The following is a 1,493-nucleotide window of genomic DNA, read 5'->3' as shown; positions in this document are numbered from 1 at the left end:
CCCCCGTTATGTTCTTCGCGGTCCTGCAAGAGGGCCGCTGGCCTCCGGGCCCGGCATGGCTGTTCCCCCCTGTCGAACGCATGACCTGGGGGGTGGTGTCACCGGGCCCGAGGGGTGCCGTTGGAGACGCTGATGAGAGGTCCGACTACCGCCTGGCCTGGTGCAATGCCCGGCTGCTTGCGGGCGGCAGGTCTGCATAACGTGGATGCGCGCGTACGGCGCCATCGCCCTGGCCAGCACCGCACCAGCCCTGTTGGGGAGGACGGGTTGTACGACATCGACGACGTGGGAGTCTTCCTCGGCCTGGACGTCGGCAAGAGCGCCCATCACGGGCACGGGCTGACTCCGGCCGGCAAGAAGGTCTTCGACAAGCAGCTGCCCAACAGCGAGCCGAAGCTGCGGGCTGTGCTCGACAAGCTCGCAGCCAAGTTCGGCACCGTGCTGGTGATCGTGGACCAGCCTGCCTCCATCGGAGCCCTCCCGCTCACGGTCGCCCGGGACGCGGGCTGCAAGGTCGCCTACCTGCCGGGACTTGCCATGCGGCGAATCGCCGACCTGTATCCGGGCGAGGCGAAGACCGACGCGAAGGACGCCGCGGTGATCGCGGACGCCGCACGGACGATGCCGCACACCCTGCGCTCTTTGGAACTGACCGACGAGATCACCGCCGAGCTGACCGTGCTGGTCGGCTTCGACCAGGACCTCGCGGCCGAGGCCACCCGCACCTCCAACCGGATACGCGGCCTGCTCACCCAGTTCCACCCCTCGCTGGAACGCGTCCTCGGCCCCCGTCTAGACCACCCGGCCGTGACCTGGCTGCTGGAACGCTACGGTTCCCCGGCCGCACTGAGAAAGGCCGGACGCCGCAGGCTCGTTGAGGTGATACGGCCCAAGGCCCGCCGCATGGCCCAGCGGCTGACCGACGACGTCTTCGACGCGCTCGACGAGCAGACCGTCGTGGTCCCGGGCACCGGCACCCTCGACATCGTGATCCCGTCCCTGGCCCGCTCGCTCGCCACCGTCCACGAACAGCGCCGGGCCCTGGAGACCCAGATCGAGGCCCTGCTGGAGGAACACCCTCTTTCGAAGGTCCTGACCTCGATTCCGGGGGTCGGAGTCAGGACCGCCGCCACCTTGCTGGTCACCGTCGGCGACGGCACCAGCTTCCCCACCGCCGCCCACCTGGCCTCCTACGCCGGCCTCGCCCCGACGACGAAGTCTTCTGGGACCTCGATCCACGGCGAACACGCACCACGAGGCGGCAACCGGCAACTCAAACGGGCGATGTTCCTATCCGCGTTCGCCGCCCTCCACGATCCCGCCTCCCGCACCTACTACGACAAGTGCCGGGCCCGCGGAAAGACCCACACGCAAGCTCTTCTCCGCCTGGCCCGCCACCGCATCAGCGTGCTGTTCGCGATGCTCCGCGACGGCACCTTCTACGAACCCAGAACCCCACGCCTCGCTTGACGAAAGACATAGAGGCACCCCCC

At 68.9% G+C, this 1,493-nt stretch carries 1 protein-coding gene; it reads left to right on the top strand.

What is annotated here, in order from left to right:
• Window positions 1-267 precede the first annotated feature (267 nt).
• Complete coding sequence (locus ACIHAR_RS39685) at window positions 268-1,470, top strand: IS110 family transposase (protein WP_400024133.1); 1,203 nt, start codon at window positions 268-270, stop codon at window positions 1,468-1,470.
• Window positions 1,471-1,493: the final 23 nt, after the last annotated feature.

The organism is Streptomyces sp. NPDC052016, from assembly GCF_044548445.1.
Lineage (GTDB): Bacteria > Actinomycetota > Actinomycetes > Streptomycetales > Streptomycetaceae > Streptomyces.
This window is presented reverse-complemented; position numbering and strand designations above follow the sequence as displayed.